Source organism: Archangium sp., from assembly GCF_045802675.1.
Taxonomy (GTDB): Bacteria; Myxococcota; Myxococcia; order Myxococcales; family Myxococcaceae; genus Archangium.
This window is the reverse complement of sequence record NZ_JBJMQO010000077.1, coordinates 138825-161018: the sequence shown is the minus strand read 5'-3', so window position 1 is coordinate 161018 and position 22194 is coordinate 138825. Positions and strand designations below refer to the sequence as shown.

Sequence of the window (22194 nt, the reverse complement as noted above, 5' to 3'; positions counted from 1 at the left end):
GGCCTAACGGCGGCCGGAGAGCAGCGAGGAGCCGAGGCCCTCGGGACGCGCGGCGCGCAGGGACCAGCGGGCGAAGAGGCCGAGCAGCGCGAGCGAGACGAACGACCAGATCGCGGCCCAGGCCCAGGAGGGCACGGGGGTGAGGTTGGCGAGCAGGGAAGCGTCGCTGACGGAGTGGGCGGCGGCGCCGTGCCCCAGGGCCGAGCGCAGATCGAACGCCACGTAGAGGGCGGTGAAGGCGGACAGGAAGAGGTTGACCATGTCCACGCCGCCATCCGGGAGGTACTTCGCCGCGAGCCCCAGCGCGAGCGCGGTGCCCAGGCAGAAGGCGAGGGTGAAGCCGTCGCCCGCGTAGAGCACGCCCATGACGGCGAGGCCCACGGACGCGGCGACGAGCACGAGGCGGCGCAGCCGGAAGCGGAAGGTGGCGAGCAACAGGAAGGCCCCGGCGAGCGCGCTGCCCACGTAGCCGGCGGAGTAGACGGCCACCTGGGCGAAGTGCGTGGCGGGCAGGCGGGAGAGACAGGCCCCGGACTCATGGGCGGCGAGGGTGATGCGGTCCACCGCGCCACCGGCGAGCAGGGTGGCGAGGGCGTGTCCACTCTCGTGGATCATCACCACCAGCACCTTCAGGGGCCAGAGGGCGGGCGAGTCCCAGAAGAACCCACCCACGCCCAGGAACACGAGGAGAAGGGCCACCCGGCCGAAGTCCAGCTTTGCGCCGCTCGAGGTCTGCATGCGGGGCCCACAACACGCCTGGAGGTGGCTTCTTCCGCGAGCCTTCCCGGGCCCTCCAGCCCGTCCGGACAGCGAGCAACCGCGTCACGCCCCCTCGCCCCGTCCGAGACCATCGCCAGCGGAGCCGAGACGAGATAGGGAGGGGAGCAACATGAAGAAGACGCTCCTGTTCCTGTCGCTCCTGGCCGCCCCGGCGCTGGCCGGGGAGGGGAAGTGGACCCCCCAGCAGGTCCTCGAACTCGATCCGGCGTGGCTCAAGGCCCAGGGTCTACAGGTGCCGCCGACGCGGCTCTGGGATCCGAAGCGGGGCACGGGCCTGCTGGCGGGCGCGGTGAACGTGGGCGGCTGCACGGGCGCCTTCATCTCCGAGTCGGGCCTGATCATCACCAACCACCACTGTGCCTTCCCCATCATCCAGGAGCACAGCTCGCCCGCGCGCGACCTCATCACCCAGGGCTACCTGGCGAAGGGCCGCGAGGAGGAGCTGCCGGGCAAGGGCGCGCGCGTGCAGGTGCCGCGCCGCTTCACGGACGTGACGAAGGAGATGATGGCGGCGGTGCCGGCGGGGGCGGACGACCTCGCGCGGCAGAAGGCGCTGGAGCGCAAGAGCAAGGAGCTGGTCGCCGAGTGCGAGAAGCGCCCGGCCACGCGCTGCCGGGTGGCGGGCTTCGACGACGGGCTGCAGTTCGTGCTGATCGACTCGGTGGAGCTGGCGGACGTGCGGCTGGTGTACGCGCCGCCGCGCGCGGTGGGCGAGTACGGCGGCGAGGAGGACAACTGGATGTGGCCGCGCCACACCGGTGACTTCTCCATCATCCGCGCCTATACGGCCCCGGACGGCACGGCGGCGCAGTACAGCGCGCAGAACGTGCCCTACAAGGCCGAGTTCTTCTTCCCCCTGGCCACCGAGGGCGTGAAGCCGGACGACTTCGTGATGGTGCTCGGCTACCCGGGCACCACCTTCCGCGCGCTGCTGGCCGACGACATGGCCGAGCGCCAGGCGCGCTACTACCCGCGCGTCGTCGACGTGTACGGCGAGCTCATCCGCATCCTCGACGAGGAGGGCGAGAAGGATCCGGCGGGCAAGATTCTCGTGGCCTCGAACCTGAAGGCCATGCACAACCGCCACAAGAACGCGGGCGGGCAGCTCGCGGGGCTCAAGCGCGGGCACATCGTGGAGAAGCAGCGCGAGGCCGAGGCGGCGGTGGTGGTCTGGGCGGAGAAGCGTCCGGAGTACGCGGGGGCGCTGAAGGCCCGTGCGGAGCTGCTGGCGCTGCACTCGGAGCAGGCGAAGACCTTCGAGCGCGAGTTCCTGCTCGACACGCTGCGCGCGGTGAAGGGCCCCTCGCTGGCGGTGACGCTGGCGCGGCTGGCTCAGGAGCGGACGAAGCCGGACCTCGAGCGCCAGCCCGAGTTCATGGAGCGCGAGCTGCCGCGGCTGAAGGACCGGCTGGAGCGCGAGCAGAAGAACTTCTTCGCGCCGGCGGACAAGCGGTCGCTGCTCGCGCTGGTGCGTCGGGCGCAGGGCCTGGGCGAGGGCGAGCGCATCGCGGCGATCGACAAGTCCTTCGGCCGTACGTACTCGGAGAAGGAGGTGTCCGCGAAGATCGACGCCCTGTACGCGGGCTCGAAGGTGCTGGACCTGGCCGAGCGGCAGAAGATGGCCGGTGAGACGGAGGCGCAGCTGCGGGCGCGCAAGGACGCCCTGCTGGACCTCGGCTTCGAGCTGGCGGTCGAGCAGGCGGCGCTGGACGAGCTGCGTGACCGTCGCTTGGGCGCGACCGTGCGGCTGATGCCGGAGTGGCGTCGGGCGGTGCTGGCGCACGCGGGCAAGCCGGTGGCGCCGGACGCCAACAGCACGCTGCGGGTGACGTTCGCGAAGGTGAAGGGCTACACGCCTCGGGACGGGGCCTTCTACACGCCGCAGACGACGCTGGCGGGCGTGATGGAGAAGCACACGGGCCAGGAGCCCTTCGACGTCCCGGCGAAGGTGGCCGCGGCGGCCGAGGCGAAGCGTTACGGGCCGTGGATGGACAAGCGGCTCAAGGACGTGCCGGTGAACTTCCTGGCGGACGCGGACACGACGGGTGGCAACTCGGGCAGCCCCACGGTGAACGGCAAGGGCCAGCTCGTGGGCGTCAACTTCGACCGCGTGTGGGAGAACGTGGCGAACGACTTCGGCTACAACCCGGAGGTGGCGCGCAACGTGAGCGTGGACGTGCGCTACGTGCTGTGGCTGTTGGATCAGGTCGAGGACGCGGACGGGCTGCTGCGCGAGCTGGGCGTGCGCAAGGGGCCCAAGGCCGGGGAGCGCCGCTGATGGCCGACGAGACCGGGAGCGGGCCGCCGGCCCTGCCGGTCTTCGGACCGGACGAGAAGGTGTGCGGCAACTGCAAGCTGTGGGCGGCCCACTCGGTGGATCACCGGGGCTGGGTGGGCCTCTGCCGCCTGCAGCCGGAGCGGGGGCTGTTCCCGCCCTCGGCGCCGCTGTGCAACAAGTTCCTGCGGCGCGGCGTGGCCACGAGCGTGCCGGAGGAGACGGCCCGGCGCGAGCGCTCGGTGCGCGGCGTGGGGCCGGTGGTGGTGCGGCGGCGCGAGCGGGATCCGAACGAAGTGGTGGACCTGGAAGGGCTGGAGCTGAACATGACGCGCGCGGAGTTGATGGAGCTGATCCGGGAGGCGGTGGGCGAGGGCGGGGCGGCGCCGCTGGCCAACAAGTGGGAAGGGGGCACGATCAAGCTGGTGCCCGGCAAGGCGGACGTGCAGGGCAAGGACCTCCCCATCGACACCTTCTTCCACAAGATCGTCATGGTGCGCGACAAGCTGCGGGTGATGGAGCAGAAGCTCAACGCGCACCCGAAGCTGACGGACGCCGAGAAGGTGGAGATGCAGAGCTACATCACGCGCATCTACGGCTCGCTGACGAGCTTCAACCTGCTCTTCCGGGACAAGGAAGACCACTTCGCCGGCTCCAAGTCGGAAGACTGAGCCGAGGGTGCCGCGGGCCCGGATTCAGGACCCCGCGGCACCCCTGGGTGAAACTCACGGCTGTTGACCGCGCTCCTCCAGCTCGGCGAGGGCGCGCTGCCGGCCCCGGTGCAGGGCGCTCTTCACGGTGCCCTCGGGGATGCGCAGCATGGCGGCGATTTCCGGGTAGCTGTAGCCGCGCATCTCGCGCAGCCAGAGCACCTGGCGCTGCTGCTCATTGACCTTCTCCAGGGCCTCCTCGAAGTGACGCTGCATCTCGGTGCCCACGGCCTGGGCTTCGGGAGAAGCCGGAGCCTCGGGCTCGTGCTCGTGCTGCAACCGCTCGCGGCGCTTGCGGGCGCGCAGCCAGTTGATGCTGCTGTTCACCATCACACGATGCAACCACGTGGAACACGACGAGCGGCCGTCGAAGCCCGTGGGGCGTTGGGCCAGTCGGGTGAAGACGTCCTGCACCACATCCTCCGCCTCGTCCGCGTCGCCCACGATGCGGCGTGCGATGGCCAGTGCCCGTGTGCGGTACTGGCGGTACAGCTCGGCGAATGGGGGTAAGGCGATGACAGCGACATCCATGATGTCTGCCTCCTCAACACCCTCATCGGGTGTCTGGAAGCTGGAACGAATGGACCGCGCAAAGGATCTAACCGGGGCGGGGTTCACTTCCCGTGAAGCCCGGCGGATACGCGCGCGCGCCTACTCCGACTCCTCCTCCTGGCGCGTGAGGCCCCACTCCTTGAGGCGCTTGAAAAGGGTGGAGCGGGCCACGCCCAGCTCGCGGGCCACGCGCTCGCGGTTGTTGTTGTAGCGGCGCAGGGCGGCCTCGACGATCTGCCGCTCCAGCTTGAGGAGCATCTGCTCGAGCGTCATGCCCGGAGGCAGATCGGGCACGCTCACCCCCGTGTCCCGGTTCACCTCCTGGTCGAAGGTGAGGTCGGTGGGCTCGATGTTGGCGCCCTTGCGCAGCAGCAGGGCGCGGTGCACCACGTTGCGCAGCTCGCGGATGTTGCCCGGCCACGAGTGCTGCTGGAGCCGCTCCACGGCGGCGGGGCTGAGCCGCACCGTCTGGCCGCGGGGCGAGTACATGCGCAGGAAGTGCTCGGCGAGGCCGAGGATGTCGCCCTTGCGGCTGCGCAGGGGGGGCAGGTGCAGGGGCACCACGCTGAGGCGGTAGTACAGGTCCTCGCGGAAGCGGCCGTCGCGCACGGTGCTCAGCAGGTCGCGGTTGGTGGCGGCCACCACGCGCACGTCCACGTGGGCGGGACGGCTGGCGCCCACACGCTTGATTTCTCCGTTCTCCAGCGCGCGCAGCAACTTGGCCTGGAGGTCCAGGGGCAGCTCGCCGATCTCATCGAGGAAGAGGGTGCCGCCGTCGGCCTCCTCGAAGGCGCCCTTGCGCGCGTTGGTGGCGCCGGTGAACGAGCCCTTCTCGTGGCCGAAGAGCTCGCTCTCGATGAGCTCCTTGGAGATGGCGGCGCAGTTGACGGGGATGAAGGGCTTCTCGGCGCGCTGGGAGCACTCGTGGAGGGCGCGGGCGACCAGCTCCTTGCCGGTGCCGGACTCGCCCAGGATGGCCACCGTGGCGGAGGAGGGGGCCACGCGCTCGATGAGCTCGGTGAGCTGCCGCACGGACGAGTCGTTGCCGATGATGCCGTGGAAGGACAGCTCCTTGCGGGCCGCGCTGACGGGCTCGAGGATGAGCTCCGTCTCGCCCAGGCGCAGCGTGGTGGGCAGGCCCACCAGCACCTCGTAGACGCGCACGGAGCCCATCCACGTGCCATTGGTGGAGTTGGTATCCACCACGTGGAAGTGGCCCTCGCGGCGGGTCACCTTGAGGTGGCGGCCGGACATGAAGGGATCCTGGATGACCAGATCGCAGGACGGGTCCTTGCCCACGGTGAAGCTGTCCTTGTCGCCGCCGAGCTTCTGGACGGTCTCATTGGCGCCGTGCTTGATGCGCACCTGGGCGGGCTGCCAGCGAGAGGTGGACTCCCGGGGCTGGAGCTCGGTGTGGGCGCCGACCTCGGTGGGGCCCTCGGACTGGCCGCTGCCGTGGAGGCGGAAGATGGCGCGCCACTGGCCGAGCGCGAGGTCCGCGCCGTCGGCGAGCACGCCCTTGGTCATGGTGGCACCGGCCACCAGGGTGCCCTTGCCCGACAGATCCTCCAGGGTGCACTGCTCGCCGTCGAAGACGAGGGCCACCTGCTGGCGGCTCACCTCGGGGTCGGGGATGACGACGTCGCTCTTCTCGCCGCGGCCGAGCACCATGCGCTCGCGCCCCAGACCCACCCTCAGCACCTCCTCGCCCCGACGAAAGAAAACCAGCTCCGGCATCGAACTCTCCCGCTGTGAAGTCGCGGGGAACTCCTAACTCGCGGCGAGTCCGGCACGCAACTCCCAAACGTGATTACCGGAGTAGTGTGGGCTTCCCCAACCAAAAAAGTAACCAAGCCCTCTCGTCGCGTGCACGTGCCTCCTCGAGCTCTTCCTGGAGCGAGGGGAGGGGCCACCGGCCGGGCGCTGCCTTATCGAGGGCGATGGCCGAGGCGCTCAGCTCGTCCTGCCGTATCGAGGCCTCCGCTTGACCGCAGGAGTCCCTCAGGTCATCGGCGCCGAAGTCCATCAGCAGCAGGCCCACCGAGTGTTCCAGATAACTGGAGGTCTCTGTGAGGCGGCTGCCGATGCGCCAGAGCATGCGTCCCATCCAGCGGCGCTCATCCTCGGAGAGCTTCTCGCGGGTCGCGTTGGCGCGCCGGAGGAGCAGGAGCGCACTGTGTGCGCCGGTGGCTCGCTCCGCGACCAGGAAGGCTCGTGCTCCCGGGTGTGGCACCCCTGCCTCTCGCAGGTGCTCTCGCGCTGTCTGAAAGGTTCGCGTGTAGGAGGTATCCTTCCAGGGCGTGAGGCCCGAGAGTTCGTCGAGCACGGAGAGCTCTCGTGCATCGAGCGGAGCCTGTGCTTCGGTGCCTGCCAGGAGCAGCAGCAGACGGGGCTGCATGGAAGGTGCGGAGGCTTCCACGAGCCGGGTGAGCCGCTGGCGCAACGCGGAGACGGCTTCGTCCCGGAGCGCCGCTGGAAGCGACCTCTGACTCAGCACGTCGGAGGCCGCCGCGAGCAGGGCAGGGTCTTCGAGGGTGGGGACCTGCTGGAGCAGCCAGCGTGCCCGTTCCTCGGAGAGCTCCGGCGAGGCGAGGGCGAGTGTGAGCCGGATGGGCGCGGAGGGGGTCTGGCGCCAGACGGCCTCTTCCGCTTCCGGGTCATCGGGCGAGAGTGAATCCTCGTCTGGAAGCAGGGGGCTGTGCCGGAAATCGGGGCGGTCCAGCGCGGCCCAGGACTCGAAGAACGCATTCCCCCAGCGGGACGAGGGTGCACGTTGGCGATGGGCAAGCAGGCGCTCCAGGAACTCTGGCTCTGGACGATCCGGAGCCGCGGCTCGCAGCCGGGCGATGACTTCTCGAGCCTCGGAGAGGTGGTTCTCTTCCAGTTCGAGGCACGCGAGGACCAGGAGCGCTGGGACGTTATTGGAAGCCTCCGCCTGGGCTGCGGAGAGCTCCTGCCTGGCGCGTGTCAGTTCTCCCGCTGCGGCGGCCTGGGCGGCGCGTTGCGAGGGAGTTGCTGCCCGGGAGGGATGGGGTGTCGGGATTTGTCGCTCCCGTGCCGCGTGAGCGTTGTGGAAGAACCAGGCGCTCACCAGGGCCACCAGGGGGAGCATGAGGCCACAGGTCCAGAGGAACCTCCGGCGAACGGTTCTTTCCCCATTGGTATCGGGGTCGGGTCCTGCCGATGGGGGCGTGACGTCCTTCATCGTGCTCGGCCTCCAGCGAAGTACGGAGTCCAACCCGCGCGGTGGAGACTTCCAATGCAACGGAGAGAGCGCCGTACCTTCCGTGGACACTTCCGCCGAAGTGCACGAGTCAGGATGTCGACAACCGCACGGGCCGGCTACTCGGAGGGGCGCATCTCTGGAGCGCGACAGGTGGGCCGTTCAAGACTCGCGATCGGTGTGCTGGGTTGTTCGCGTGCGATGCCATCCAGGAGACGGTCATGCAGCGCCTGCGGAACGTCGGCCTCTGTCGTGCTTTCTGGCTACGCGCGGTGGCCACCACCGTCACGATGCTGTCCGCTGGCTGCACCGAACCAGGCGAGCCTCCTGGGAGTGGAGGAAGTGGCGTCGCTGGACAATGTCCGGCGCCGCTTTCCTACAAGCAAATCAAAGAGCAGTGTAACGAGGCCTTCACGAAGTGCCTGGGGTCACGCATTCAGAGTATCCGCAGCGAGACCATGGGCCATAGCCTGTGCCACATCTGCCGAGACGAATGCATGCAGAATCAAGGAGAGTGGCCGGACTTCCTGGATGATGGCAGGCCCTGCCGGTGAATTCGTCCGAGATTTCGAAGCGTCGATTCGAGGAGGTGGCGCGGGCAATCGATGAATTGCTCGTGACGACCTTCGATGACTCGTTCGAGGAGCTCGAGCCCCGGTTCACTGCCTTGGAGCGGCGCCTGCTTCGTTCCGTGGTGAAGACGGAATTCGAACGGCGTGAGGTCAAACGGCGTATCGCCGAGACGCTCTTCACCGAGGCATTTGGACGCAATTGCCCGTGGCCGGTCTTCGGACGCACCCTGCGGCGCATCCAGCGCCTGGGCTACTCACATAGTGAGCGCCGCTACCATGTCGCGTGTCTCTATGCGCAATGGTGCCAGAGGCACCCGGAGCACGATGCGCGTGAGGCCCGCCGCATGTTGGACGAGGCCGAGCAGCGCATCCGCCGTCTCCCTCGCGACCACTGGCGTCGCATGGGGCTGTTGAAGAAACTCTCGGAGCTCCGGGCCCGGAGCGGTTTCCCGTCCGGGCCCGAGGCCTAGCGCATGTTGGGCTGCTGGCGCGGCGGGCCGAAGTTGGGGCGGTTGAAGAAGCCGCCCAGGTGCGCCACGCGGAACTTCGGGTCCGCCTTGTCCGTGGGGAGGATGGTCAGGCCCGCGCCGATCAATCCCAGCCGCTTCACGAACTCGGCCTCGGCGCGCAGCTTGAAGTCCATGTCCGGCTGGCTCACGTCCAGCCGCTGGCCCAGCTTCACCGTCCCCGAGCCCTGGATCTCCAAATCATCGCTCTTGGCCTGCAGCGTCTCCACGGTGCCCAGGCCCTTCTCGATCTTGATGCGCGCGTCGATGTTGCCCAGGGCGATCCGCGGCAGGTCCATGGGCGTGGGGGTGCCGTACATGGGCACCATCACGTTGCCGCCCTGGATGATCAGCTCCTTCGTGTCCAGCGCGAGCTGGCCGTTGGCCTGGCTCAGGTCCGGCTGTCCCCGCGTCTTGGGCAGGGTGAGGTTGAGCGTGCCATTGAGCTTGCCCGCCAGGTCCACCCCGCTGAAGGCCTTGAGGTTGCCCGCCGACGGGTCCAGGTTCGACAGCGTCACCGCCACCTGCACGTCGCTCAGCCCGCCCACGTTGCCGCTGACGCTTCCGCCCAGCAGATTCGCGTGGAAGGCCACGCCCAGGGGCAGCAGGGCGGGGCGCACCGCCACCGAGTCGAGGTTGAGCGGCTCGCCCAGCTCCTCGGGCCCGGGCAGCATGGCCGCGTTGCTGGCCAGCATGCTCTGCAGCTCGGGCGTCATCCCGTTGGGCACCTTGCTGATGCGCACGTTGGTGGCCGTCAGCCCGCGCAGCCCCGGCCTCAGCGAGCCGATGCGCAGCGCGTACCCCGCGTCCGCCGCCGCGTCCACGGCACGCCGCCGCAGCGAGTCGTACGGGAAGGTGAGGCACAGGCACAACACGAAGGCCACGAGCGAGAACGCACCGTAGCCAAGGGCAAGCTTCCAGCGGGCGGTCTTGGTCTCAGCGGCCATGGTCATTGCTTCATCTTGTAGGTGGCGACGGTCGTCCAGGCCGTCAGGGTTTCATTGGCGGCGTGCGGCTCGAGCCGCAGGCTCTTCACCTTCACCACGCCCGGTCCGCGCTCCACCGACGCCAGGAAGTCGTGCAGCTTGCGCAGATCCACGTCGGTGAAGGTCAGCTCCACCGAGCTCTCGACAATCTGCCCGTCCCCGAGGCCCACGTCGTTCTTGGGCGTCATGTTGGGCACCGTCAGCCCCGCCTGGGTGGCCTTCTCCTCCACGTAGCTCATCAGCCGCACGTTGTTGCCCGTGAGCTGCTGCTCCATGGCCTGCCGCTCCTGGGTGGCCTCGCGGTAGCTGGCCGCCAGCGTCTGCACCTCGCGCAGCTTGGCCATCTTCTGGTCCGTGCGCTTGCGGTAGGCGTCCGCGCTGCTGGAGAAGGAGTAGAGGATGACGAAGAGCACGAAGGCCAGCACCGCGCCTCCGGTGCCCAGCACCATCTGCCGCTCGCGGGTGCTCAGCCGCTCGAACCAGGCGCGGGCGTCGTTGATGAGTCCTCGAAGCTGTTCCATGTCCTAGCCCTCCCCGCCGTGCGGCTGCTCTGGGCACTGCACCTGGATGTCCAGGCGGAAGGCGATCTTGTTCTCCTTCGTCTTCTCCACCTTGCCCTCCTTCACTTCCTTGAAGCAGCGGTGGCCCTTGAGCGCACTGGCGATGGCGTCGATCTGTTTGGAGCTGTCGGTGAGGCCTCGCACGCTGATGCGCTCGAGGTCGATGTCGATGCGGTCGAACGTCACCGGCACGTCCGCCGGCACCCGCTGCGTCATCTCCGCCAGCAGGTTGACGGCCGACAGCTTCGGCAACGCCGCGGCCGGGCTCTCCACGCCCTTGAGGCGGTTGAGCGCGAGGTCATAGTTCTTCTCGCACGAGCCGAGGATGCGCTGGGTGACGTCGCACAGCACGGCGTCCACCTGGGCCTCGCGCCGCGCCAGCACCGAGTTGCGCACCACGCCGCTGGCGATGAGCAGCAGCAGCAGGGTGGCGGCGAACGAGGCGAGCAGCCCCAGCTTGTCCTTCACGTAGTCGTAGTCGCCCTTGAAGGCGAACTCGCCCCGGCGCAAGTTGAAGCGAGGCGCCTTGGCGCCCAAGGCCTGGCCGCGCAGCGCCAGCGAGTACGCCTGCAGGGCCGCCGGCTGCTCCGTGGCGGGCACCGCCGTGGAGGCCACCGGGGGCAGCGCCAGCACGCGCGCGGGCATCCCGAGATCCTTGCCCAGCTGCTCGGCGAGGCCCGGCATGCGCGCGCTGCCGCCGCACACCAGCACGGCGCCCACCTGGCGGCGGGTGCGCGCGGTGAAGGCCTTGAAGGACGGGCGCAGCTCGCGCAGCACCGGCTGGAGGCCGCGCACGAAGGCCGCCGCGGCGCGCTCACCATCCGGCCCCTGGGCCTGGGCGGCGCTCGCCAGCGCTCCGTGCGACTCCTTCCAGTGGTGCGCCTCCGGCAGCGGCGTCTGGAACTCGGTGGCCAGCGCGCGGCTGAGGCTCAACCCGCCGCCGGAGAAGGTGCGCGCGAACTCCACGCCCACCCCGGGCCGGCCAATCGCCAGCGTCGTGCGCTCGTGGCCGATGTCCACGATGGCCACCGCCTCGGCGTCCAGGCCCGCGAACAGGCCCGGCTGCTGCATCAGCAGGTTCTGGTAGGTGATGCCCGGGTGCGTCACCACGCGCGGGTCCACGCCCGCCTCGTGGAGCAGCCCCAGCAGCGACTTCAGTTCCTCGCGGCGCACCACGCCCACCAGCAGCTCGCTGCCCTTGTCCTTCACCTGGGTGGCCACCTGGTAATCGAAGACGGCGTCGCCCAGGTCGAACGGAATCTGGCTCTCCACCTCGAAGGGGATGGTGGCCTCGATCCGCTTGGGATCGGTGAAGGGCAGGGTGAGCTGGTGCGTGGCCAGCGACGGGCCGGGCAGCGCCACCACCACCTGATCAGCGTGCTGAAACTCGGGGCGCGCCAGCAGCTCCCGCAGCGCCGCGCGCAGCGTCTCCTGACGCTCCCCCTCGGGGGCGCGACGCACCTCGGCCCAGGCCTTCACGGCCGGGTTTCGCGCATTCGCGTCGAGCAGCAACCCCTTCACGGAGTGGCTGCCCAGGTCCAGACCAAGAATCCGGGCCATTCGTTATTCCTCTCTCCAATACAGGAGCTTACCCAGCCCGTCGTCGAGCCGGATGACGGCGGTGAGCGTCTTCTGGACGGCTCCCGCCTCTCCCACGGATTTGATGGTGAAGGTGGTGCTCTTGTCGCCGAGCAGCCGGTTGCCGGCCACGTTCGCCTTGAGCTGGGGATTGACGGCGATGCCCGCGCCCTCGATGGCGCTCACGAAGTCGGCCACGCTCGTGCCGAAGAAGCTGAAGGCCCGCGCCGCGCGGATGCGGCTGATGAGCTCCTGCACGAAGACCGGGTCCCTCAGCCGCTGGTCCGGACGCGCCGGATCCGCCGCCGACAGGATGGCCATGTAGAGCATCAGCGGATCATCCGTGTTCACGTTGGGCTTGGAGTTGACGTCCGGGTACACGGTGAGCCGGTCCCGGAAGGCCGCCATGAAGCGGTCGTTCACCCCGTGCACCCGGTACAGCTCGTCCATGCTGTCGAAGCGGGCGTTCTTCGGCTCGTAGCGCGGCTCATACCGGCTGTAGGGCGAGCCCTCGTCGGAGAAGCCCTGCGCGAACGGGCCGAGCGCGCTGGTGGGATCCAACGCCGACTGCATCTTGTCCTCGTCCACCCAGTCCTTGATGGCGATGATGACGTCCTGCGGGTTGACCTTCACCCCGTTGGAGTCCTCGCGCGAGAACAGGAACTCGAAACGCTTGTCGCTGAGCAGGTCCATCAACCGCTGGGCCGTGGGCAGGGCGTCGCCGCCACCCGAGTTGAGCCGGTGCAGGTTGAGCTTCTCCTCCTCGTCGGAGATGGAGGCGAGGAAGCAGCCGCTGAAGCTGCCGAAGGAGCGCTTCGCCGGCCCCAGGGCCAGCTCGGGCCGCAGCTCGCCGTCCTCGTCGTCGTGGAGCGGGGGGGCGGCGGAAGCCTCCTCCTCGCCCTCGCTCTCCGCGCCGCCGCCCTTCACCAGGCCGCGGAGCATGTGGCAGTCCACGCGCGCCAGCTTCCACAGCTGGATGTTGAGCGAGGACGCCGGCTGCTGCCCGCCCGCCGCTCCCGCGCCGCCGGTGAGCTGCCGGGCCAGGTCGCCGATGTTGGGGATGGGCGTCGCGTCCATCTGCTTCTGGAAGCGCAGCAGCAGCCGCGAGAGCGCCACGCCGGAGCGGGCCATGTACATGGCCTGCACCTCGTCGCGCTGGTTGGCCGCCAGCTGCAGGTCCACCCGGGTGTTGTAGGCGAACTCCGTGGCCACGACGGTGAGGATCGTGATGGCCACCACCGCGATGATGAGCGCCACGCCCCGCTGGCGGCGGGCCGCCCGGGCATCGCGGCGGGCACTCGACCGCCGGGCCTCTCTGTGGTTGGAGCTCGTCATCTCAGTACCTGGGCAACTCCGTGTTGAGCATCACTCGCGTCTGGGTGGTGTAGCGCGTCTCCTTGCCATTCTCGTCGAGCGCCACCAGGGTGATACGAACACGCGTGGGGAGCTTGGACTTCAGCTCCGTGCGGCGGGTGTCCCACTCGTCCTCCCACTCCTTGCGCTCGGAGTCCCAGTAGGCGAGCTCGAGCTTCTTCACGCCCTCGAAGAGGACATCCGTGGTGCCCCCGCGATCCATCCGGCCTTCAACATTCGGATTCTCGCGGCGCATCAGATCCATGCGGCCGTTGGCCCCTCGTTCCGAGGAGGACTGGACGGAGTATTCCACGATCGCCTGGTCGGACTCCTTGGCATCCGTGTACAGCCGTTGATGCGCGAAGGTGGTGAAGGTGAGCTGGTTCTGCTCGCCGATGAAGTTGGTGGGACGGTCGTTCTGGTCGCGGTAGCGCTGCCCGTCGTAGCGGTCGCTCACGTACGCCGAGCCGATCTCCCGCGCCATGCGATTCATGGCCGCGCGCAGCATGCGGTAGTGGTCCGCCTCCGTCTCCACCACTTCCTTGGCGTGGAAGCCCGTCTGGAAGGCCATGCTCACCATCGCGCCCATGAGGGCGGTGATGGCCACGGCGATCATCACCTCCATCAGCGTGAAGCCACGACGCGCAGCGCGCTTCATTGCGTCCCCTTCTTGCCGATGCCGAACGGGTTGCCGGTGACGCCGGGCACCACGCCGCCCGTGCCGCCGCCACGCTGCTGCAGCCAGTCCGAGCGCCGCATCAGCGGCTGGCCGGTCTGCGGGTTCGTCATCTGGCCGTTGGCCCCGGGCACCGCGCCCTGCACGATGAAGCCCGTGGCGGGGTCCACCCACTGGTTGGCCACGTCGCCGGACTGCGTGCCGTTGGTGGGCGAGAAGCCACCGTTGCGGTCCGAGCCGGGCCCCAGCGACACCACGTGGGTGACCAGGTCCAGGCTCTCCACCTGCGTGCCGTCCTTCCAGTACACGGTCAGGTGCACCTCGCGCACGGTCTGGGTGATCTGCTGCACCATCTGCGTGAACATGGGCTGGGCCATGCCCATCGCGGCGCCGGCCATGGGGTTGGTGGTGGTCTGCGAGGGGCCGCCCTTGCCGTCCTTGCCCGCGGCGCCGCCGCCGAACATGGAGGCGATGCCGCTCAAGTCTCCGCCCTCGCCGATGGGCAGGTTGAAGATGGCGCCGATGAGCTGCTCGGGCGACACGCCGTCGGTCTTCGGGGCGATGATCTTCGCCCGCCACTTGAAGTTGTCCCAGCCGTCCGAGGAGAAGTCGCCGGACTCCTCGTCGTCGTCGTTGGAGAAGCCCTCGTCGTAGAGCTTCTGCTCCAGGTCCGTCATCTTCGAGCGGGCCAGGAGCGTGGCCACGGTGAGCTTCTTGGCGTAGGCGTGGTTGGACACCGCGCCGGAGTTGATGTCGAAGATGGCCATGAGCGCCAGCGCCAGGATGGCGAGCGCCACGATGGTCTCCAACAGGGTGAAACCACGGTTGCGGCTCGTCATGACTTGGGCACCTCCAGCGCCTCGCCGGCGATGTCGACCTTACCGGTGAGCGGTGACACCGCGAGCGTCCAGACGTTGTCGCCCTGCTTCACGTAGACGAGTGCCTTCTCCGTGAAGCCTTGCGGGAAGAAGTAGAGATAGGCCACGCCCTTGTCGGCGGGCTCGCGCTGGTGGCGCGTCCACACGGACAGGGTGACGTCCGAGGGCAGCTCGCGCGGCTTGAACTCCTCGCTCGTGAAGGACGAGAAGCGCGCGGCGTCCTCCACGCGGCTCTCCTCCTGCTTGAGGATTTCGTCCAGGCCGGGCATGTCGTCGCTGCCGCCGGAGTACTTGCGGCGTGTGTCGGTCCGCTTGTTGCCGCGCTTGTCGTCCTCGCGGGCGCGGCTCTCCTCGCGCAGCATGTCGTCGCGGTCGCGCGAGGTGGTGACGTTCCCCGCGGCGCACTCGGCGTGGTAGCGCGAGACGCCTTGCTCGTCCTTGGGGTCGGCCAGCTCGAAGACGAGCCGGCACGTCTTGCCGCTGAGCGCGGAGGTGTCGTAGAGCGAGCGGATGACGCCGGCCAGCTGCGCGGCGGACGCCTTGGCCTTGGCCCCGGTGATGGCGCCGATGGAGATGGTGACGGCGGCGAACAGCACCGCGGCGATGCCCAGCGCGATGGACACCTCGATGAGGGTCATTCCGCGCTCGCGGGCCCTGCGCTGCGCCAGCGCACTCATGGCTGCCCTCCCCGGGCCGACTCCTGCTGCTGCCCGGGCGTGCCCACCATGGCGCTGTCCAGCACGCCGCCGCTGATGAGGTCCGAGGCGTCACCGGTGCCGCCCGGCACGCCATCCGAGCCGTAGGTCACGATGTAGCCCTTGCCGTCGTCCGTCATCCGGTACACGTACGGACGGCCCCAGGGATCATCCGGCACTTCCTTGATGAGCCCCACCTGGAGCAGCGGATAGTAGTTCTCCGCCTGGGAGGGGAAGCGCCCCGTAATCCGGTGGAAGGACTTGAAGTAGCCCTCCAGGCTGCGGATCTCCGCGCGCGCCTGCCGCTGCAGCGGGCTGAGCGACTTGTCGAACGTGAGGAAGGCGATGCCGAAGGCCCCCGCGCTGGCCAGGACGATGACGCCCGCGACGATGAACCGCCCCACGCGGGACGGACGCGCCGTCTCTTCGGTCTGCTGCACGGGGGTGGGGGTCTCGAGGCTCATGGTCTTTCCAGGTAGGGCGCGGGGGCCGGGGGACTTCCTTGCTACTTCTGGGCCGAGTCCTTGGAGGAGATGTCCGAGTCGGGACCCTCTCCGCCCTGTGTGCCGTCCGAGCCGTAGGAGATGATGACGGGCTTGCCGCCCTCGTTCATGTACACGTACTCGTGGCCCCAGGGATCCATGGGGATGCGCTCCAGGTTCTGCGTGTCCACGAGCGCCTTCAGGCCGGTGCCCGTGTCGGGGTACTTGCCCTTCTTCGTGTAGTAGAGCTTCAGGGCGCCGTGGATGTTGGCGATGTCCAGACGCGCCGTGTCCTGCTTGGCCTCGTCCAGCTTCGGAATCACGGCCACGCCCACCGCGGCCATGATGAGGCCGAGGATGGTGATGACGACCATGATCTCGATGAGGGTCATGCCGCGGCGGCGGCGGTTCGTCTTCGTCTTCTTGTCGCTCATGTCGTTCCTCTCGTGACTTTTCGGCAAGCCACCTGGGGTTAGGGGGTCGTTGTTCCTGTCAAAATGTCCTGGCCCTCTGGAGACGGGGCCGGGGAGGTGCCCTGGGCCGTGGTGCCGGCCTTGGAATCGGAGGCATACAGGGTCGCCCCCACGGTGAGCAGCGTCGCCGTCAGGGCGAGCAGCGCCGCGAGGGTGACTCGCTGAATCCACCGGTCGAGCGTGTCATTCATCGCCAAGCCTCCGTTACCGGATGGCCGAGTTCACCTGCAGAATCGGCATCAGGACCGAGAAGGCCACGAATGCAATGATTACGCCCATGAACACGGTGAGGATGGGCTCGAGCATGGAGGTGAGGGCGCCGATGCGCACGTTCACCTGGTTCTCGTAGCTGTCCGCCACGGACAGCAGCATGTCCTCGAGCTGGCCCGAGCGCTCACCGATGGAGACCATGTGGTAGACGAGCGGGGGGAACTGGCCCGAGCGCTTGAGGGGCGCGGCGATGCTCTCGCCCTCGCGCACCGCGTCGCGGGCCTTCTCCACCACGTCGGAGAGCACCGAGTTGGTGACGACGGCCTTGGTGATGTCCATGGCCGTGAGCAGGGGCACGCCGCTCTTGAGGAGCGTGGCGAGCGTGCGGGCGAAGCGCGAGATGGCCAGCAGGCGCAAGAGGCTGCCGAAGATGGGCGCATTGAGGGCGAAACGGTCCCACACCGGCTTGCCCTTGGGGCTGCGGAAGTAGGACAGGAGGCCGAAGATGGTCAGCCCGATGACCGGGAAGATGATGAACCACCAGTTCTGCAGGAAGTTGCTCACCCAGATGAGGAGGCGGGTGGTCCAGGGCAGGGTGGCCTTCATCGTGGTGAAGATCTTCGTGACCTTCGGGATGACGACCACCATCAACAGCGTGAGGATGCCCACGCCCACCACCACCATGATGGCGGGGTAGGTCATCGTGCCGATGACCTTCTGCTGCAGCTTGGACTGGCTCTCGGTGAAGTCGGCCAGGCGCAGGAGCACCGTGTCGAGCGCGCCCGAGTGCTCGCCGGCGCGAATCATGTTCACGTAGAGCGAGCCGAACACCTTCTGGTGCTGGGCGAGCGCATCGCCCAGGGACGAGCCCTCGTTCACCCGGCCCTTCACGTCCGAGAGGATGAGCTTGAGCCGCTCCTTCTCCACCTGGTCCACCAGGGCGGAGAGCGACTCCACCAGCGTCACGCCCGCGCCCAGCAGCGTGGCGAGCTGGCGCGTGGTGATGGCGATGTCGTCGGTGGAGATGCGGCCCCGGGCGAGCTTGCCGAGGTTGACCTCGCGGTCCGCATGCGCCGCGTTGGTGCCCTTGCGCACGCCGGCCCGGTTGCCCTCGGCTTGGCCGATGACCTCGGTGAGGAACTTGCCGTCCTTGCGCAGCTGCGAGCGCAGGGTCTTGGGCGAGTCCGCTTCCAGCATTCCGCGGATGGATTTTCCGCCCTGATCCAGGGCCTTGTACTCGAAGACTGGCATGGTGGGTCGCTCAGTGAAACCGCGCCCCAGGCCTCTGCCTTCCGGAAGAGCTGGGGCGCGCGTTCTTTAGAGGTCTTCCTGGGTGATGCTGAGCACTTCGGCGATGGTGGTCTCGCCCATGGCGATCTTGCGCGCGCCGTCGTCCAGCAGGGTGCGCATGCCGTTGGCGACGCCGGCCTTCTTGATGGTGGACGCGTCCACGTTCTTGAGGGCCAGCTGGCGCACGGTGTCGTCCACCAGCAGCAGCTCGTAGATACCGGTGCGGCCGCGGTAGCCGTTCTGGCTGCACGAGGGGCAGCCGGTGGCCTTGTAGATCTTCTCCACCCCGTAGCGCTCCTTGAGCGTCGCGCGGGTGAGGGTGATCTCCTTGAGCTCCTCGTCCGTGGGCGAGTACTGCACGCGGCAGTCCGGGCACACGCGGCGCACCAGACGCTGGGCGAGAATCGCCGTGAGCGAGGAGGCCACGAGGAAGGGCTCCACGCCCATGTCCACCAGACGGGTGACGGCGCTGGCCGCGTCGTTGGTGTGGACCGTGGAGAACACCAGGTGGCCGGTGAGCGAGGCCTGGATGGCGATCTCCGCCGTCTCCTTGTCGCGGATTTCGCCCACCATGATGACGTCCGGGTCCTGGCGGAGGAAGGAGCGCAGGCCCTGGGCGAAGGTGAGGCCAATCTTCGGGCTGATGGCCATCTGGCCAATGCCCTTGAGCTGGTACTCGACCGGGTCCTCGACGGTGAGGATGTTGAGGTCCGAGGTGTTGATGCGCGCGAGCGCGCCGTAGAGCGTGGTCGTCTTTCCGCTACCGGTGGGGCCCGTCACCAGGACGATGCCGTGCGGGCGGCGGATGACGTGCTCCATCCCCTCGAGCGTGTGGGCGGCCATGCCCAGCTCGGTGAGATCCAACAGGGTGGTGTTCTTGTCGAGCAAGCGCATGACGATGCGCTCGCCGTAGGTGGTGGGGATGGTGGACAGACGGATGTCGATGTCGCGGCCGGCCAGCTTGATGCGGATGCGGCCGTCCTGCGGCAGGCGCTTCTCCGCGATGTTCAGCTGCCCCATCACCTTCACGCGGCTGATGATGGCGCTCTGGTAGCGCTTGGGCGGCTTGATGATCTCCTGCAGCACGCCGTCGATGCGGAAGCGCACCAGGAGCTCGCGCTCCATGGGCTCGATGTGGATATCGCTGGCGCGCTCCTTGGCGGCGCGGAAGAGCACCGAGTTGACGAGCCGGATGATGGGGGCCTCGTCGCTCTCGGCGTCCAGGATGTCCTTGGGCTCGTCCAGCTCGTGGGCGAGCGAGTCCAGGTCCGTCGCCTCCAGCTCATCCACGAGCTGCTCGGCCTCGTTGGTGGCCCGGTCATAGACGCTGTTGATGGCGTCCACGATGGTGGAGGCGAGCGCGATGCGCGGGTTGACGTCCTGGCCCAGCAGCATGCGCGCATGGTCCATGACGGTGGTGTCCAGCGGATCCGCCACCGCCAGGGCCACCGCGCCCCCGTCCACCGACAGCGGGAGGATCTTCGCCTGCTTGGCGAAGTTGATGGGCACGCGCTTGATGAGCTCGACATCCACCTCCTCGAGGAAGATGCGCGCCAGGTAGGGCAGATCGAGCTGGAGGCCGAGCGCCTTGGCCACGTCCTCCTCGCCGATGGCCTTCATGCCCACCAGCACCTCACCCAGGCGGCCCCCCTTCTCGGTCTGGACCTGCAGGGCCTCCTGGAGCTTCTCCGCGGTGAGGCCGCTCGTATAGCGGAGGATCTCCCCCAGCGGGCGGCCGCACAGGTAGGCGGGGCCGTGGGCGACGACCTGGGTGGCGGCGTCGGCCGCGGGCTTGGCGATGGGGGCGTCAGCGAGCAGGCTCATGGTCTATCTCTCGTCCCCGGTGTCGGGCTGGATGCGAAGCCGCTCCTGGTCCTCGGAAGGAGGCGCAGGCGGAGGCTTCACGGGGACCGGCTCCTCCGACGGCACTGGAGTCACTGAACCCCCCGCGGGCGCCGTGCCTTCCCCACCCCTCGGAGCGGCGGGCGAGGTGCCAGCCGAGGGCCCACCAGGGCGCACGACGCGCTCGCCGGGTGACCCGGGGCCGCCGTTCTCCGCCTTCTGCTCCTCGTCGAGCACCCCCTGGCGCATGCGGCCCAGGGGCCCGTTCTTGCGGCTGAAGTCCACCGGCACGTCGTAGCCGGCCACCTGGCCGTAGAACTGCTCCACGAACTGCTGCCGCTCGGCCATCTTGCGCTCGAAGATGCGCCGGAAGTCCGACTGCTCGCGGATGATGTAGGGCGTGAGGAAGAGCAGCAGGTTCGTCTTCGTCTTCTTGCGCGTGGTGTCCCGGAACAGGTGGCCGAGCAGCGGCACGTCACCCAGGATGGGCACCTTGGAGACGGACTCGATGGTGCGGTCCTGCATGATGCCGCCGATGACGACCGTCTCCTGATCCTTGGCCACCACCGTCGTCTTGGCGCTGCGCTTGGAGGTGGTGGGGCCGAGCACCGGGTCCGTGGAGGCGATTTCTTCCGTCTGCTCGGTGATGGTCAGGCGGATGAAGTCGCTCTCGTTGATCTGCGGCTTGACGGTGAGCTTGAGCTCCACGTTCTGGCGGGTGATGGGGGCGTAGAGGCTGCCCAGGCCGCCCAGGGCGCCCAGCAGCGACGCGCTGTTGCCGGTGCCGGGGACGCCCGTGGTGCCGATGCCGGTGCCCAGCGAGGAGGGCGTGAAGCCGGACTGGAAGGGCACGTTCTGGCCCACGGTGATCTCCGCCTCCTCGTTGTCGCTGGTGAGGATGTGCGGGGTGGAGAGCACGTTGGCGTCCGAGCTCTGCTGCAGGGCGTGCAGCACCACGCCGAAGGCGGGGATGTCGATGCCCAGGTTCTTCAGCTCGGGGATGACGGGGCCCTGCAGGCCGGCGAGGAAGCCGCCGAAGCTGGCGAGGTTGGCCAGCGAGAAGGAGGGCGGCAGGCCGCTGGTGGTGTACTTCGTGCCCACGATGCCCGAGCCCTGGCCCAGCGGCGTGTTCAGCGAATAGCCGCTGTGCAGGTTCAACCCGAACTGGTTGTCGCGGTTGAGGTTGACCTCCATGATGACCGCCTCGACGAACACCTGGCGGCGCGGCTTGTCCAGCTCGCGGATGACGCGCACGAGGCTGCGGTAGTCCGCCTGGCTGGCGATGATGACGAGCGAGTTGGTGCCCTTGTCCGCGGAGATCTTCACCTCACCGGCGAAGAGCTCGGCCGAGCCGCCGCCCGCCGTGCCGCCGGGACGGGCTCCGGGGGTGGGCACGGAGGGCACGGGCGAGCGCGGACGGCTGGAGGTGCCCTGCGCGAGCGTCTGCAGCGTGCTGGCGATCTCCTCCGCGTTGGCGTTCTCCAGCGGGTAGACGTTGATGCGCTCGGTGCCGGCGGTGGGGATGTCCAGCTCGCGCACCAGGCTCTGAATGCGCTCGAAGGCGGCGGGGCTGGCCACCACGATCAGCTTGTTGGTGCGCTCGTCGGGGATGATCTGCGAGAACGTCACCGGGCCGTTGCTGGTGCCGCTGCCCTCGGGGCCGCCCTGGTTCATGGGCATGCCCTCACCCACGGTGCCACCGGGCGGGGGCACCATGGCCGGAGCGCCCGCGCGCTGGCCGGGACGCTGGCCGCCCTTCTGCTCGAAGAGCTTCTGCACCGTGCCGGCCACGTCCGCGGCCGTGGCGTACTGCACCTGGATGATGCGCACCTCGTCACTGGCCGAGCGCGAGTCGAGCTGATCAATCAGCCGCTCGAGGCGGTGCACGTTGGAGCCCACGTCGTTGAGGATGATGATGTCCGGCGGGTACGGAATGGTGTCGCCGTCCTTGGACACCAGCTGCTGCAGCACGCCGCGCAGGGGCTCCACCTCCACGTTCTTGATGCGGAACAGCTTGGTGATCATCTGCTCGTTGGTGGTGTAGGGCGTGTCCTCGCCGTCCACGAACGTGGGGATGGTGTTCTGCTTGGCGGCGCGCTTGTCGACAATCTTGAGGAAGCGCCCGTGCTGGTAGACGGACAGGCCGTTGGCGTCGAGCGCCGCGAGGAAGGCGGCGTAGAACTGGTCCGCGTCCACCTCCACCCGCCCGTTCTCCGGGCCGATGATGGAGATCTTCCCACGCACGTTCTCCGGGAGGATGAACGTCTTGCAGGTGGCGTCCGACACGGTCTGCACCAGCTTCTCGATATCCACCTTGTCGAAGTAGATGCCGTAGCGGGCGCGGCGGCGGACCTCCTCGCACGTGGGCGTGGGCCGCACGTTGGCGCTACCGGCCTCGGGGCCGGTGGGGCTCTGGGGGGCGATCTGCCGCTCGGAGGGAGTGCCCGCGGGCGGCGGTGGACCGGGGCGGCGCTGCGCCAGGGCGGGCGAGGCGAGCGCCAGGCTCAGCAGGAGCAACCAGGACGGAAGCGTCTTCATGGAGGGACGGGGTAC

General features: G+C 68.7%; 20 protein-coding genes. 3 read left to right on the top strand and 17 right to left on the bottom strand.

The window, feature by feature from the left end:
* Window positions 1-3: 3 nt before the first annotated feature.
* Window positions 4-738 (bottom strand): M50 family metallopeptidase, encoded by a 735-nt coding sequence (locus tag ACJ8AN_RS21950; protein ID WP_407757372.1) that lies wholly within the window; start codon window positions 736-738, stop codon window positions 4-6.
* 151 nt (window positions 739-889) lie between these two features.
* Between ACJ8AN_RS21950 and ACJ8AN_RS21945 the strand changes: the two genes are divergently transcribed.
* Window positions 890-3058, top strand: a complete 2169-nt coding sequence (locus ACJ8AN_RS21945; protein WP_407757371.1) for a S46 family peptidase — start codon at window positions 890-892, stop codon at window positions 3056-3058.
* Window positions 3058-3726, top strand: a complete 669-nt coding sequence (locus ACJ8AN_RS21940; protein WP_407757370.1) for a hypothetical protein — start codon at window positions 3058-3060, stop codon at window positions 3724-3726. Before ACJ8AN_RS21945 ends, ACJ8AN_RS21940 begins: the two co-directional genes overlap by 1 nt.
* A 54-nt stretch (window positions 3727-3780) precedes the next feature.
* Here ACJ8AN_RS21940 and ACJ8AN_RS21935 read toward each other — a convergent pair whose 3' ends face one another.
* The 3 genes from ACJ8AN_RS21935 to ACJ8AN_RS21925 all read right to left on the bottom strand — a co-directional run bounded on the left by ACJ8AN_RS21935 (window position 3781) and on the right by ACJ8AN_RS21925 (window position 7429).
* On the bottom strand, window positions 3781-4296 hold the full coding sequence (locus tag ACJ8AN_RS21935) for an RNA polymerase sigma factor (RefSeq protein ID WP_407757369.1): 516 nt from the start codon (window positions 4294-4296) through the stop codon (window positions 3781-3783).
* A gap of 120 nt (window positions 4297-4416) precedes the next feature.
* Window positions 4417-6054 (bottom strand): sigma 54-interacting transcriptional regulator, encoded by a 1638-nt coding sequence (locus ACJ8AN_RS21930; RefSeq protein ID WP_407757368.1) that lies wholly within the window; start codon window positions 6052-6054, stop codon window positions 4417-4419.
* A gap of 73 nt (window positions 6055-6127) precedes the next feature.
* The gene (locus ACJ8AN_RS21925) at window positions 6128-7429 is read right to left on the bottom strand and encodes a tetratricopeptide repeat protein (protein ID WP_407757367.1); all 1302 of its coding nucleotides are present in this window, start codon (window positions 7427-7429) and stop codon (window positions 6128-6130) included.
* A 661-nt stretch (window positions 7430-8090) separates the two neighbouring features.
* On the opposite strand from ACJ8AN_RS21925, the gene ACJ8AN_RS21920 reads away from it, so the two are divergent.
* On the top strand, window positions 8091-8582 hold the full coding sequence (locus tag ACJ8AN_RS21920; RefSeq protein WP_407757366.1) for a hypothetical protein: 492 nt from the start codon (window positions 8091-8093) through the stop codon (window positions 8580-8582).
* Here ACJ8AN_RS21920 and gspN read toward each other — a convergent pair.
* From gspN to gspD, 13 genes are all read right to left on the bottom strand, one after another.
* Window positions 8579-9565, bottom strand: a complete 987-nt coding sequence (gene gspN, locus ACJ8AN_RS21915; protein ID WP_407757365.1) for a type II secretion system protein GspN — start codon at window positions 9563-9565, stop codon at window positions 8579-8581. The two genes, ACJ8AN_RS21920 and gspN, sit on opposite strands and share 4 nt — an antisense overlap.
* Before the next feature lie 2 nt (window positions 9566-9567).
* Entirely contained in the window at window positions 9568-10125 is a 558-nt protein-coding gene (gene gspM, locus ACJ8AN_RS21910) for a type II secretion system protein GspM (protein ID WP_407757364.1), read from the bottom strand.
* A gap of 3 nt (window positions 10126-10128) precedes the next feature.
* Window positions 10129-11724, bottom strand: coding sequence for a type II secretion system protein GspL (locus ACJ8AN_RS21905; RefSeq protein WP_407757363.1), 1596 nt, complete (start codon window positions 11722-11724; stop codon window positions 10129-10131).
* Between the two features lie 3 nt (window positions 11725-11727).
* On the bottom strand, window positions 11728-13077 hold the full coding sequence (locus ACJ8AN_RS21900; RefSeq protein ID WP_407757362.1) for a general secretion pathway protein GspK: 1350 nt from the start codon (window positions 13075-13077) through the stop codon (window positions 11728-11730).
* Window position 13078: 1 nt separating this feature from the next.
* Complete coding sequence (locus ACJ8AN_RS21895) at window positions 13079-13753, bottom strand: type II secretion system protein GspJ (protein ID WP_407757361.1); 675 nt, start codon at window positions 13751-13753, stop codon at window positions 13079-13081.
* Window positions 13750-14610, bottom strand: a complete 861-nt coding sequence (locus tag ACJ8AN_RS21890; protein WP_407757360.1) for a prepilin-type N-terminal cleavage/methylation domain-containing protein — start codon at window positions 14608-14610, stop codon at window positions 13750-13752. Before ACJ8AN_RS21890 ends, ACJ8AN_RS21895 begins: the two co-directional genes overlap by 4 nt.
* Entirely contained in the window at window positions 14607-15326 is a 720-nt protein-coding gene (locus ACJ8AN_RS21885; protein WP_407757359.1) for a type II secretion system protein, read from the bottom strand. The genes ACJ8AN_RS21890 and ACJ8AN_RS21885 overlap by 4 nt, the downstream gene beginning before the upstream one ends.
* A complete protein-coding gene (locus ACJ8AN_RS21880) occupies window positions 15323-15808 on the bottom strand; it encodes a type II secretion system protein GspG (protein WP_407757358.1) in 486 nt (161 codons plus the stop codon). The genes ACJ8AN_RS21885 and ACJ8AN_RS21880 overlap by 4 nt, the downstream gene beginning before the upstream one ends.
* A 41-nt stretch (window positions 15809-15849) precedes the next feature.
* Window positions 15850-16260 (bottom strand): type II secretion system major pseudopilin GspG, encoded by a 411-nt coding sequence (gene gspG, locus ACJ8AN_RS21875; protein WP_407757357.1) that lies wholly within the window; start codon window positions 16258-16260, stop codon window positions 15850-15852.
* Between the two features lie 38 nt (window positions 16261-16298).
* Entirely contained in the window at window positions 16299-16490 is a 192-nt protein-coding gene (locus ACJ8AN_RS21870) for a hypothetical protein (protein ID WP_407757356.1), read from the bottom strand.
* Window positions 16491-16503: 13 nt separating this feature from the next.
* A complete protein-coding gene (gspF, locus tag ACJ8AN_RS21865) occupies window positions 16504-17760 on the bottom strand; it encodes a type II secretion system inner membrane protein GspF (RefSeq protein ID WP_407757355.1) in 1257 nt (418 codons plus the stop codon).
* A gap of 66 nt (window positions 17761-17826) precedes the next feature.
* Complete coding sequence (gene gspE, locus ACJ8AN_RS21860) at window positions 17827-19623, bottom strand: type II secretion system ATPase GspE (protein ID WP_407757354.1); 1797 nt, start codon at window positions 19621-19623, stop codon at window positions 17827-17829.
* Window positions 19624-19626: 3 nt separating this feature from the next.
* Window positions 19627-22179 (bottom strand): type II secretion system secretin GspD, encoded by a 2553-nt coding sequence (gene gspD, locus ACJ8AN_RS21855; RefSeq protein ID WP_407757353.1) that lies wholly within the window; start codon window positions 22177-22179, stop codon window positions 19627-19629.
* Window positions 22180-22194 lie beyond the last annotated feature (15 nt).

Bases quoted from the DNA above. Each gene is read 5' to 3' on its own strand.
- ACJ8AN_RS21925 (WP_407757367.1), bottom strand. From the start codon at position 7,429: ATGCTCCCCCTGGTGGCCCTGGTGAGCGCCTGGTTCTTCCACAACGCT.
- gspN (WP_407757365.1), bottom strand. From the start codon at position 9,565: ATGGCCGCTGAGACCAAGACCGCCCGCTGGAAGCTTGCCCTTGGCTAC.
- ACJ8AN_RS21950 (WP_407757372.1), bottom strand. From the start codon at position 738: ATGCAGACCTCGAGCGGCGCAAAGCTGGACTTCGGCCGGGTGGCCCTT.
- ACJ8AN_RS21930 (WP_407757368.1), bottom strand. From the start codon at position 6,054: ATGCCGGAGCTGGTTTTCTTTCGTCGGGGCGAGGAGGTGCTGAGGGTG.
- ACJ8AN_RS21885 (WP_407757359.1), bottom strand. From the start codon at position 15,326: ATGAGTGCGCTGGCGCAGCGCAGGGCCCGCGAGCGCGGAATGACCCTC.
- gspD (WP_407757353.1), bottom strand. From the start codon at position 22,179: ATGAAGACGCTTCCGTCCTGGTTGCTCCTGCTGAGCCTGGCGCTCGCC.
- ACJ8AN_RS21940 (WP_407757370.1), top strand. From the start codon at position 3,058: ATGGCCGACGAGACCGGGAGCGGGCCGCCGGCCCTGCCGGTCTTCGGA.
- ACJ8AN_RS21945 (WP_407757371.1), top strand. From the start codon at position 890: ATGAAGAAGACGCTCCTGTTCCTGTCGCTCCTGGCCGCCCCGGCGCTG.
- ACJ8AN_RS21895 (WP_407757361.1), bottom strand. From the start codon at position 13,753: ATGAAGCGCGCTGCGCGTCGTGGCTTCACGCTGATGGAGGTGATGATC.
- gspE (WP_407757354.1), bottom strand. From the start codon at position 19,623: ATGAGCCTGCTCGCTGACGCCCCCATCGCCAAGCCCGCGGCCGACGCC.
- ACJ8AN_RS21870 (WP_407757356.1), bottom strand. From the start codon at position 16,490: ATGAATGACACGCTCGACCGGTGGATTCAGCGAGTCACCCTCGCGGCG.
- ACJ8AN_RS21880 (WP_407757358.1), bottom strand. From the start codon at position 15,808: ATGAGCCTCGAGACCCCCACCCCCGTGCAGCAGACCGAAGAGACGGCG.
- gspF (WP_407757355.1), bottom strand. From the start codon at position 17,760: ATGCCAGTCTTCGAGTACAAGGCCCTGGATCAGGGCGGAAAATCCATC.
- ACJ8AN_RS21905 (WP_407757363.1), bottom strand. From the start codon at position 11,724: ATGGCCCGGATTCTTGGTCTGGACCTGGGCAGCCACTCCGTGAAGGGG.
- ACJ8AN_RS21900 (WP_407757362.1), bottom strand. From the start codon at position 13,077: ATGACGAGCTCCAACCACAGAGAGGCCCGGCGGTCGAGTGCCCGCCGC.
- gspM (WP_407757364.1), bottom strand. From the start codon at position 10,125: ATGGAACAGCTTCGAGGACTCATCAACGACGCCCGCGCCTGGTTCGAG.
- ACJ8AN_RS21890 (WP_407757360.1), bottom strand. From the start codon at position 14,610: ATGACGAGCCGCAACCGTGGTTTCACCCTGTTGGAGACCATCGTGGCG.
- ACJ8AN_RS21935 (WP_407757369.1), bottom strand. From the start codon at position 4,296: ATGGATGTCGCTGTCATCGCCTTACCCCCATTCGCCGAGCTGTACCGC.
- gspG (WP_407757357.1), bottom strand. From the start codon at position 16,260: ATGAGCGACAAGAAGACGAAGACGAACCGCCGCCGCCGCGGCATGACC.